We start from the raw sequence: 10797 nt of genomic DNA on the forward strand, positions 1-10797 counted from the left end.
CAGCGTCTGGCTCAGGAATCCTGACGAACGCCCGTCGATATCCCCAAAGCCTTTAATTTTCGGTGCAGTGCTGACCGCTCCATACCGATGAACTCGGCAGTTCGCGAGATATTTCCGTTAAAACGGGTGATCTGCAGGGTAAGATATTCCCGCTCGAACTGTTCGCGCGCGTCGCGCAGGGAAAGGCCAACCAGCTCTGCAGAGCCCGCCTTGGCCGCCGGAGAGGGCCCCCGGCCCTGGTCGCGCGGCAATTCGTCCACACTGATCGGCCGGTTGGAATCGGCAGGCGACAGGATGAGGATACGCTCCACCAGGTTGCGCAGCTGGCGGATATTGCCCGGCCATTCCATCGACTGAAGCACGGCGAGCGCCTCCTGGGTAAAACTGCGATAGGTGAGACCCGAGGTTTCGGCGATGCGCTCGCAGAAATAGTTGGCGAGTTCCACGATATCGTCCCGCCGCTCCGACAGGGAGGGCACGCGCAGCGGCACGACGCTGAGACGGTAGAACAGGTCTTCGCGGAAATTGCCCGCGTCGATTTCCGCCTTTAGGTCTTTCGTCGTCGCCGCCATCACGCGGACATCGACCGTCACATCAGACCGGCCGCCCACGCGCTGGAAACGCTGCTCGGTCAGCACACGAAGGATCTTGTTCTGGGTGCCGATGGGCATGTCCGCCACTTCATCCAGCAGCAGCGTGCCGGTATGCGCGCGCTCGAACAGGCCGACACGGACAGTGCGCCCCTGCTGATCTTCCTCGCCGAAGAGAGCGATCTCCATCTGATCCGGCGCAATCGTGGCCGCGTTCACCACCACGAACGGGCCATCGGCGCGGGCGGAATTCTTGTGGATGAGGCGCGCGGCGAGTTCCTTGCCAACCCCGGCCGGCCCGGAAATCAGTACGCGGGAATTGGTCGGCGCAACCTTGTCCAGCGAGGCGCGCAGGGCAGCGGCGGCCTGGCTGTTGCCGATCCAGCGCTCCTCATCGCCCGTGCGGTTGCGCAGCGCGGCGTTCTCATAGCGCAGGGCGGCAGCCTCGATGGCCCGCTCCACCACCAGCATCAGACGGTCAGCCTTGATCGGCTTCTCGATGAAATCGAACGCGCCGCGCCGGATGGCAGCGATGGCCGTTTCGATATTGCCGTGGCCGCTGATGACGATGACCGGGAGGATCGGGTCAATCGACTTCAGATATTTCAGCACGGAAAGGCCATCCATGCCGCTGCCCTGAAGCCAGACATCCAGGATCACGAGCCGGGGCGTTCGCGAACGCACTTCCTCCAGCGCGCGCTCTGCCGTGTCGGCAGTGCGCACGGCATAGCCTTCATCGCCGAGGACGCCGGCCATCAGTTCACGGATATCGGGCTCATCATCAACTACCAGGATGTCGAGTGCCATGCACGTCTCTCCTCTACAAATTCAACGGGTAGGGCACGCGGCCTTCGGCGCCTGCCTCTTCTGCGGACATGTCTTCAAACTGCATCGCCAGCGCGCCATTTTCCGGCAGCAGCACGCGCACGCGGGCGCCGCGCAGACCGTCAGGACGGTTCTGCAGGGAAATTGAGCCGCCATGATCGACGATGATGCGGTTGACGATGGCGAGGCCAAGGCCGGTGCCCTTCTCGCGCGTCGTTACATAGGGTTCCAGCAGGCGGTTGCGCACCTCAGCGGGGAAACCAGGACCGTTATCCTCAATGATGATCTCCAGGCCGCGCACGTCCTTCTGCAGGATGATGCGGATATGGCCGTAAACGTCATCGCCGACAGACTGCCCTTCGATGGCCTCTGCGGCGTTCTTCAGGAGGTTCCCGAAGGCCTGGCCCAGAAGGCGCTCATCCCCCAGGAAAGGCGCGGTTTCGAGATTTGTGTCCATCTCGATTTCGATGTCGGGCGACACGACAGTCTGCGAGAAAATCGCGCCCTGCAGCAGCGGGCGCATATCAAACGGCGCCACGCTCGGCTTGGGCATCCGGGCGAAGGAAGAGAACTCCTCCACCATATGGGCAATGTCATCAACCTTGCGCAGGATCGTCTCGATGCAGCGGTCAAACACGCCATCGGGGTCATCGATCTTCGGGCCATAACGGCGCTTCAGACGCTCCGTAGACAGCATGATCGGCGTCAGCGGATTGCGGATCTCATGGGCAATGCGGCGGGCCACGTCTCGCCAGGCCAACTGGCGCTGGGCGTTCACCAGGCGGGTCGTGTCATCGAAGGTGATCACACAGCCGCCCTCCGGCCCCAGGGCCGTCTTCAGGCGGATATTCCGGTTCTCGCCGCCGACACTCACGTCCAGCGTCGCGTCTACCGGCGCGTCCCGCTCGATCGTATCGCGCACATAGCGCTCGAACTGCGGGGCCACTTCCGACAGGGGCGCGCCTTCCATCTGGCCTGTGAGGCCCAGGAGTTCCGCCGCCGAGCGGTTGGCCAGGCTGATAAGGCCATCGGGCCCCACGCGCATGACCCCCGCGCCTAGCTCTGCCAGCAGGGTTTCGACAAAGCGGCGCCGGTCTTCTTCATCGTTCCGGGCACGGATGAGGTCTTCCCGCTGCGTGGCAAGCTGTTCGGTCATCGCGTTGAAGGAATGCGCCAGGGCGTGCAGTTCATCGACCGGCCCGGTGACCGGCACGCGCACGCTGAGATCGCCGTCGCGTACGGTATGGGCCGCCGATGCCAGGCGTCCGATGGGGCCGGTGACACGGCCCGCCGCCTCAAGCCCCAAACGTCCCGCCAGCAGCAACACAAGACCGGCAATCTGGGCATAGCCGATCACGAAGATCAGCTGCAGCCGCCCGCCGCTGCGCTTGGCGGCGTAGTATTCCTCCAGCGCCGCTTCCGCTTCGCGCAGCGAGCGCGCCGCGTTCCGGTCGAACACCTTCACGGCATAGATGTACCCGTCCGTGGGCGCCGAAATGCGGATCAGCGCGGTGGCGATGCCGCGCGCCTCGTAAAGGGTGGTTGCCACCGAGCCCTGATCGGCCTCGACATAGGCAGATTTGGGCGGCAGCAGCAGGATCGGCTCCTGAACGCTCGCCTCGGCCACAAGGTCCACCCCGTCCGCGCCGAGAATGGCGATGGTCAGGAATTCCCGGCTGGCCAGTTCCGAGCGCAGCCCGTCAAAGAAGGTGGCCGAAGCATAATCATAGATCGCCCCGTCGCCGTCTTCGGTGGGCGGGGCGATTTCGAGGCTCTTGTCCACCTGCCGGGCGAAGCTTTCCACATCCATGGCCGCCAGGCGCATGTCGGAATCGAATGTCGACTGGAAGTTCTCCACATAGGTGCGGAAGATCTCCGCATTCTGCTCCATCAGATGGTCAACCCGCTCCCCCAGCCAGCGGTCGAGGCCGCGGGTGATGAAGGTGCCCATGAAGACCGCAACCACCATGGCCGGGATCAGCGCCGAGAAGCCGAACAGCAGCACGAACCGGCGGGCCAGCTTGCCGCTGCCATCTTCCTTGCCGACGCGGATCTGAAGGTATTCCCGCGTCACGATGATGGCGAGGACGGTCAGGAGAATGAAGTTCAGCCCCAGCAGCCAGGGGGTGGCGCCGGCCGTCGGGTCGTCGGGAACGACGCCGGAAATGGCAATAAAGGTCGCAAACACCGCGACGAGGGCCGCGATGATGAAAAGCCCTTCAAACAGGGCCCAGCTTGCCTTGTTGGCCTGTGAGTTAGCTGTGGTCGACACTCAGTTCCGGTTCTGTTGGAGCCCCGCCCCGTTGCAAACGGGACACACTATCAGTGTCCTGCCCGCAACAGTGGTGCACTAAAGCCACAGATCGGTGTGTCGTCAATCAGTCTTCTGCAATGCCGAGCGCGTTGATCTTGGCCCGCAATGTGTTGCGGTTCATGCCAAGGAGCTGGGCCGCGCGGACCTTGTTGCCGGAGGTGACCGACAAAGCGAGGCGGATCAGCGGGCGCTCGACCCGGTTAACAACCGATTCGTGGACATTCGATCCCTCCCCCTCACCGCCGGAGACGAGATCCCCCATCACATAGCGGTGCAGCAGGCCTTCGATTTCAGCCTCAAAGCCGAGGCTGGCGCCGGTCTGCTCGGCCACACCCATCCGCATCTCGCGCTCGACATCCATCACCGTGATGACCGAATCGGAGCTCAGCACAGCCAGGCGCAGGACAAGGTTTTCCAGCTCGCGGACGTTACCCGGCCAGTCATAGGCGGCCATCAGGTCCAGCGCCGACTTGTCGAAGGTGCGGGCGGCCAGGCCCTGACGCTGCGCTCGGATGAGGAAGGCGCGCGCGAGCTCGGGAATATCCTCCTTGCGCTGGCGCAGCGGCGGAATGGAGAGGCGCATCACATTGAGGCGGTAATAAAGGTCCTCCCGGAATTTGCCGTCTTCCACGAGGCGGCCGAGATTGCGCCGGGTGGACGCGATCAGGCGGGCGCCGCCGGGCTCGCGCAGCAGCTTCACAAGCTGGGCCTGTGCTTCTGCCGGCAGGTCGCCGATCTCATCGAGATACAGCGTGCCGCCCTTCATGTGGACGGCGCCGCCATTGCCATCGGTGCCGAAGAGTTCGCGGTTGATTTCGGCAGGCGGCATGGCGGCAAGGTCGAGCGCCACGAACTGGCCGCGCTTGGACTGGCCAAGCTGGTGAATGGCGCGGGCGGCGAGTTCCTTGCCGGTACCGCTTTCGCCCTCGATCAGCACGGTGAGATCAGTATTCATCACCTTGGCGATCAGGCGGTAGACTTCCTGCATCGCATCTGACCGGCCGATCAGCGGCAGGCCGGCATCGGCCACCGCCTTCTGGGCGTCGGGATGGATCGCCCGCTCCGGCGCCGGGGCCGCCTTCAGCGCGCGGCGGACAAGGCTGGAGAGGACATCGATGTCGAACGGCTTGGGCAGATAGTCGAACGCCCCATGCTCCGCGGCGGAGGCTGCGGTGAGGATGGTGTTCTGGCCGCTCATGACGATGAAGGGCAGGTCTGGCCGGGCCAGCTTCATGGAGGGCAGGAGATCGAAGATCGACGTGTCGCCGAGATAGACGTCGGTGACGACGACATCCCCTTCCCCATTGCGGACCCAACGCTGAAGGGCGTCGGGCGAGCTGGTGGCGCGCACCTCATACCCGGCGGACACCAGGGTCTGGTTCACAACGAGCCGGATGCTGGCATCATCTTCTGCGAGGAGTACGGTTTTGTCGGCCATGAGATTTTAAGCCTCCGAAAGCGGCAACAGGATGGTGAAACGGGTGGCGCCGGGCTGGCTGTCAACGCGGATCTGCCCGCCATGGGCGTTGATGACCTCGCTGACGATGGAGAGGCCGAGGCCCCGCCCGCCGGATTTTGTGGACTGGAACACATCAAAGATCGTGGCCTGATGCTCGCGCGGGATGCCCTGGCCGTTGTCCTCAATGGAGATCAGCATGGCGCGGCGCAGGCCGGAGCCAAGGCGCGCCTGCCGCATGGCGAGGCCAGCGGCATAGGCGGTGCGCAGAACCACTTCGCCCTTGCGGCCGCCTTCGGAGGCGGCTTCGGCGGCATTGCGGACGATGTTCTGGAAGGCCTGCTGCAGATGGTCCGGATCGCACATCATATCAGGCAGCGAGGGGTCAAAGTCGCGGCGGTATTCCACACGCGCGCCCATGGCGGCGCGCTCCGACGCGATCACCTTGTCCAGCAGCGCATGGACATTGCAGGATTGCATCCGGGGCGCAGAGAACAGCTCGAACGCGGACAGGCGGTTGACCAGACGCTCGATCCGGCGGGCTTCGTCCTTGATGATGTCCAGCAGTTCGGACTGGCCGGGATGGGCCTGACGCTCCAGCAGCTGGGCGGCGCCGATAATGCCAGCCAGCGGGTTTTTCACCTCATGGCCAAGGATCCGCCCGAAGCCGGCAGCCCCGGCAACACCCTCGCCGGAATCGCGCGAGGGCGCCTCGGAAAGGGCCAGGATGAAATTGCCGCCTTCGACCGTGCGCAGGCGCACATCGCAGATCGTGCGCATCTGCATCGACGGGCCGGAAACCGGCGTGGACGGCGCGGTGATTTCGGCGGGGTCGCGCTCGGCCCGGTCGATCAGTTCGAACAGGATGGAATCGTGGAAGACAACCTCGCTGAGCGGCCGCCCAACGAGGGCCCGGCGCGACAGCTTGAACAGGTCTTCTGCCGCAGGGTTCACATTTGCAACGCGGCGGCGCTGATCAATGTGCAGCAGCGCGATGGGGGATAGATCGGCGAGACCTGAGGGCCGCTCACCTGTCAACGTACTCATGACTATACTGCCTTTTCCAGCGTCTGGCCGAGATAGACTTTCCGCAGCGCGGCGATCAGCTCTCCGGCGTCCCCAATACGGCAGAGATCGGCGCGCAACTGCCGGCGCTCGGCAGCCGGCAGATCGGTTTCAAGATTGTCGATGGCAGCAGAGACATGCTTGCGCACCATCTTGAGGCCAAGACCGGCCCCATAAAGATCAAGGGAATCAGAGATCTGCTCGCAAAGGCTGGCGAGCTGTTCGCTGAAGCCCGGCTTGCGCCAGGCGCGCCCCTCTAAGGCAGCCGCCACAGAGCCCAGCAGCCAGGGCCGGCCCATGGCCGCGCGCCCGATCATCACGCCATGCGCGCCGCTCTGGCGCAGCGCCTCTTTCGCCGAGGCCAGATCGCAGATGTCGCCATTGACGATCACCGGCAGGCTGACCGCCTCAACCGTTGGCCGCACAGCGGCCCAGTTGGCCGCGCCTGTGTAGAACTGGCAGCGCGTGCGGCCGTGGACGGTGAGCATCTGCACGCCCTTGGCCTCTGCCATGCGGGCAAGGTCTGGTGCGTTCAGATTATGGTCGTCCCAGCCGAGGCGCATCTTGAGGGTGACCGGGCGGGCGCCTGCGCCCTGAAGGGCCGCGTCGATGATCTCACCCGCCAGCGGCAGATCCCGCATCAGCGCAGAGCCGGACTGGCCCCCGGTCACCTGTTTGGAGGGGCAACCCATATTGATGTCGATCACATCGACGCCCGCTTCAGCCATCAGCACGGCGCCGGCGAGCATATCTTCAGGACGGCGGGCAGCGAGTTGGACGATCCAGGGGCCTTCGCCTTCATGGCGGCAGGTGCGGCGGACCACATCCGGGCGGGCCTGGGCCAGGGTTTCCCCGGCGACCATTTCCGACACGACCGCCGGGGCGCCGAAATGCACCGCCTGCCGCCGCATGGGGGCGTCGGTTGCGCCGGACATGGGCGCCAGCCAGACCCGAGGTGCCTTAAAATTGGTCATATCCTTTTCTTTCCCACTTTTCATTTTTTCGCAAGCGCACAAATCATGGGCAAATAATTCCCCTTTTCGGGACATTCGGTGGAGTAGCCAGCCACGCGCGGGTCGCTTACAAGCCGGATCATGACTGAAGCTGTAGCAATCATCGTGGCCGGAGGCACCGGCCAGCGCGCAGGGGCGGAGCGCCCGAAACAGTGGCAAACCCTGCTGGGAAAGCGGGTGATCGACTGGTCGATCGAGGCGTTTGCCGGCCATCCTCAGATTTCGCAGGTGGTGATCGTGGCCGGGCCGGAGCTGGGCGAATTGCCGGCCGGCGGCAAGATTCTGCAGGCAAAACCGGGGGATACGCGCACGCAATCTGTGCTGAGCGGGCTGGCGGCAGCGACGGCGGGTGAGGACGCCACGGTGCTGATCCATGATGCGGCCCGGCCCGGCATCGACGCGGCGACCATCTCCAGCCTGCTGGCGCGGCTGCAGGACCCGGGCGTGTCAGGCGCGGCACCGGCCCTGCCAGTGGCAGACGCCTTGAAGTCAAATCGCGGACAAAACTGGACACATGTGGACAGAACCGGCCTCTTCCGGGTCCAGACACCGCAAGCTTTCCGCCTCGGCGAGATACGCGCCGCCCTCGCCGCTGCCGGGCCCGACCTTGTAGATGACCTCTCCGCGATCGAGGCCGCCGGGGGCGCCATCGACATGGTGCCGGGCTCGGCCCGCCTTTCCAAGATTACCTATCCGGAGGATTTCGACATGCTGGCCCGCCTCCTCGCCCCCGCTGGCGCCCCGCGCATCGGCAAGGGGTATGATGTGCATGAGTTTGAGGCGGGGGATCATGTCATCCTCTGCGGGGTGGCCATTCCGCATATCGCCAAGCTGAAGGGGCATTCGGACGCCGACGCGGCCTGGCATGCGCTGACCGATGCGATCCTCGGCGCCGTCGCGCTGGGGGATATTGGGGACCACTTTCCGCCGTCTGATCCGAAATGGAAGGGCGCCGATAGCGGCATCTTCCTGAAGGAGGCCCAGAGGCTGGCCGAGGCGAAGGGCTATGCCATCGCCAATTGCGACATCACGGTGATCTGCGAAGCACCGAAGGTGAAGCCCCACCGCGAGGCGATGCGGGCGCGGACGGCGGAACTGCTCGGGTTGCCGCTGGACGCTGTGAGCGTGAAGGCGACGACGACCGAGGGGCTGGGCTTTACCGGGCGGCGCGAGGGGATCGCGGCGGAGGCTGTGGCGCTGCTGGTGCCCAGGGGCTGAACTTTGGGGGCTGTATCCAGCCTCATTCCCCTCCGTCAGCCGGCTATCGCCGTCTGCCACCTACCCCGCTTCGCAGGGGAGGATGAAGTCGCCCGGCGAAGCGCCCTGCCCTTACCTCGCGGCATTATTTTCATATCTGCCCCTTCATGAGAGCCTTCCGGCAAAAGAAGACCGGGAGGAAAGCGTGGACGATATTCTGATTACCGAAAAGCGGGGGCATGTGACGGTGCTGACGCTGAACCGGCCTGAGGCGATGAACTCGCTCGATTATGAGCTTTATGATGCGCTGGAAAACGCCGTGCGCACGTCTGAGGCGCGGGCGATTGTGATTACGGGGTCTGGCACGCGGGCGTTCTGCGCCGGGGATGATGTGAAGAAGATCCTCTCCAAGGGCGCGCCGGTGACGCCGGAGCGGGCGGCGAAGGCGAAGGAGACTGGCGGGCTGACGCCAGCTGCCGATGCCCTTCTGCATACGGATATTCCGGTGATCGCGGCGATCAACGGCTTTGCCCTTGGCTGGGGCGCGGAGCTGGCGATCATGGCGGATATGCGGGTGATGTCTGACACCGCCAAGATCGGCGAGATTTTCGTGACGCGGGGGCTCTGCTGCGATGCGCCGGGGCTGGGGCGGCTGGCGCAGCTGGTGGGGCGGGAGAAGGCGAGCGAACTCCTGTTTACCGGCGATGTGATCGACGCGGCCGAGGCGAAGGCGATTGGGCTGGTGAGCCGGGTGGTGAAGCCTGAGGAGCTGATGCCGACGGCGCTGGCGCTGGCCGAGAAGATTGCGACGAACCCGCCCCAGGCGGTCCGGTCGCTGAAAGCGGGCCTGCGGCGGACGCTGGACCCCGACTGGCGCGATACCGGCAAATGGGCGATCACCGAAATCCGCCGCCTGATGCAGACGGCCGACGCGAAGGAAAGCGCCGCCGCCTTCATCGAGAAGCGAAAGCCGGTCTTCACGGGCAAGTGAACGGGCGCTAGACAGGGTTTCATGTTTCCAGACCGCCTTCGCAACCTCGCCATGCTGGTGCTCGACGATGCCGAGCGGGCCCGCCTGAAGATCGCCACCGCCGAAAGCTGCACCGGCGGCCTTGTCGCCGCGCTGCTGACGGAGATACCCGGCTCGTCCAGCGTGGTGGAGCGGGGCTTTGTGACCTATTCCAACAAGGCCAAGGAAGAGATGCTGGGCGTGCCCGGCGATGTGCTGGCCGATTTTGGCGCCGTCTCCGAACCCGTGGCGCGGATGATGGCGGAGGGCGCCCTTGCCAACAGCCGGGCGAACATTGCCGTTTCGATCACCGGGGTGGCCGGGCCTGGCGGGGGTACACGGATGAAACCGGTCGGCACCGTTCACATCGCCTGCGCGCGGGAGAACCGGGCCATGCTGCACGAGATGCTGCAACTGGGCGACATTGGCCGCGACGCAATCCGGCTGGCGGCGGTGGAAGCGGCGCTGAACTTGATCCAGGCGCAGACGCGGTAAGGGTACGGCATTTCAGGCGCCAGACTTATGGGGTGTTTACGGGTGACACTTGAATACTTCCTTCAATGGGGATGGGGTGACCGCGCGGCAGATTCAGTTATTTCTGAGTCTGAGGCCCGCCAGCATCATCAGCGAGGCGAAAAGTATTATGTCAGGGTTTCCCAAAAGGATGGAGGGTACTGCGTCATTCATGTTATGCATGATGCCGCCGTAGTGATGTTCCTCGATGCTCTAAATCGCTACAAAGGCGTTTACCAGTTCAATAAGGAACCGAACGGAAGAGCCTTCCTTGAGCATATAGACATATGGACATTTGATAGTCCGGAGCAGGAAAAAGGCTCTTTCTACCATTCTCGGACTTTGAAAGAGGGTACTGCACTTTGCACTGTCGCTCCCGCAGGCAGCGGAACGCGAGAAGAGTTTCAGGCCGATGTCTCACCGGAAGATATGCGGGTGCATTGGGAATGGTTTCCTGAGTTTGGAAAATATGATCACCTATGCGTCTTTGATCGATCAGACGCCGGGGCCACGCCTGAGGAGCCGCATGACCGGACGATCAATTAGTATGTTGTCTGAATGTATCGGCACATATCATTCCCTCGTCACCCTCGATGCGCGCCAGCGCATCTGAGGGCCCATCATCTGAAAATTCAGCATGCGCGTGGGGATGCGGCGGGAGATGGGCACTCAGACGGGCTGCGCCCGTCGAGTGTGACGAAGACAAGAGCGCAGGGTTTGGTTTCACGCAGCAGGTTTGGCCGGACGCAGCGGGGGCTGGCCGGGGGATTTGGGCTGGGTTCGGGGTTGGGGGGAAAGCTAGGATGTGTCGGCGG

At 64.1% G+C, this 10797-nt stretch carries 9 protein-coding genes; 4 read left to right on the plus strand and 5 right to left on the minus strand.

Going from position 1 to position 10797, the window contains the following annotated elements; all coding sequences use genetic code 11:
- Nucleotides 1-11: 11 nt before the first annotated feature.
- The 5 genes from ACQKI2_RS16420 to ACQKI2_RS16440 form a co-directional block, all read right to left on the minus strand.
- Nucleotides 12-1397, minus strand: a complete 1386-nt coding sequence (locus ACQKI2_RS16420) for a sigma-54-dependent transcriptional regulator (protein WP_427380705.1) — start codon at nt 1395-1397, stop codon at nt 12-14.
- A 13-nt stretch (nt 1398-1410) separates the two neighbouring features.
- Nucleotides 1411-3687, minus strand: a complete 2277-nt coding sequence (locus ACQKI2_RS16425) for an ATP-binding protein (protein ID WP_427380706.1) — start codon at nt 3685-3687, stop codon at nt 1411-1413.
- 106 nt (nt 3688-3793) lie between these two features.
- Complete coding sequence (locus ACQKI2_RS16430) at nt 3794-5167, minus strand: sigma-54-dependent transcriptional regulator (RefSeq protein ID WP_291047404.1); 1374 nt, start codon at nt 5165-5167, stop codon at nt 3794-3796.
- A 6-nt stretch (nt 5168-5173) separates the two neighbouring features.
- A complete protein-coding gene (locus tag ACQKI2_RS16435; protein WP_035597022.1) occupies nt 5174-6232 on the minus strand; it encodes a two-component system sensor histidine kinase NtrB in 1059 nt (352 codons plus the stop codon).
- A 2-nt stretch (nt 6233-6234) separates the two neighbouring features.
- Nucleotides 6235-7224, minus strand: coding sequence for a tRNA dihydrouridine synthase (locus ACQKI2_RS16440; protein ID WP_427380707.1), 990 nt, complete (start codon nt 7222-7224; stop codon nt 6235-6237).
- A 120-nt stretch (nt 7225-7344) separates the two neighbouring features.
- Here ACQKI2_RS16440 and ACQKI2_RS16445 point away from each other — a divergent pair, with 120 nt between their 5' ends.
- The 4 genes from ACQKI2_RS16445 (at nt 7345) to ACQKI2_RS16460 (ending at nt 10528) form a co-directional block, all read left to right on the plus strand.
- Nucleotides 7345-8481: a bifunctional 2-C-methyl-D-erythritol 4-phosphate cytidylyltransferase/2-C-methyl-D-erythritol 2,4-cyclodiphosphate synthase gene (locus tag ACQKI2_RS16445; RefSeq protein WP_427380708.1), complete on the plus strand. Its 1137-nt coding sequence runs from the start codon at nt 7345-7347 to the stop codon at nt 8479-8481.
- 184 nt (nt 8482-8665) lie between these two features.
- Complete coding sequence (locus ACQKI2_RS16450; protein WP_427380709.1) at nt 8666-9451, plus strand: enoyl-CoA hydratase/isomerase family protein; 786 nt, start codon at nt 8666-8668, stop codon at nt 9449-9451.
- Nucleotides 9452-9472: 21 nt separating this feature from the next.
- Entirely contained in the window at nt 9473-9964 is a 492-nt protein-coding gene (locus ACQKI2_RS16455) for a CinA family protein (RefSeq protein WP_427380710.1), read from the plus strand.
- A 42-nt stretch (nt 9965-10006) separates the two neighbouring features.
- Nucleotides 10007-10528, plus strand: coding sequence for a hypothetical protein (locus tag ACQKI2_RS16460; protein ID WP_427380711.1), 522 nt, complete (start codon nt 10007-10009; stop codon nt 10526-10528).
- The last annotated feature ends 269 nt before the right edge of the window (nt 10529-10797 follow it).

It is taken from the genome of Hyphomonas sp. NPDC076881 (assembly GCF_050269995.1).
In the GTDB taxonomy this organism is placed as follows: Bacteria; Pseudomonadota; Alphaproteobacteria; order Caulobacterales; family Hyphomonadaceae; genus Hyphomonas.

Coding starts and splice junctions, on each gene's coding strand:
- ACQKI2_RS16420 (WP_427380705.1), bottom strand. CDS start 1,397: ATGGCACTCGACATCCTGGTAGTTGATGATGAGCCCGATATCCGTGAA.
- ACQKI2_RS16430 (WP_291047404.1), bottom strand. CDS start 5,167: ATGGCCGACAAAACCGTACTCCTCGCAGAAGATGATGCCAGCATCCGG.
- ACQKI2_RS16435 (WP_035597022.1), bottom strand. CDS start 6,232: ATGAGTACGTTGACAGGTGAGCGGCCCTCAGGTCTCGCCGATCTATCC.
- ACQKI2_RS16440 (WP_427380707.1), bottom strand. CDS start 7,224: ATGACCAATTTTAAGGCACCTCGGGTCTGGCTGGCGCCCATGTCCGGC.
- ACQKI2_RS16445 (WP_427380708.1), top strand. CDS start 7,345: ATGACTGAAGCTGTAGCAATCATCGTGGCCGGAGGCACCGGCCAGCGC.
- ACQKI2_RS16455 (WP_427380710.1), top strand. CDS start 9,473: ATGTTTCCAGACCGCCTTCGCAACCTCGCCATGCTGGTGCTCGACGAT.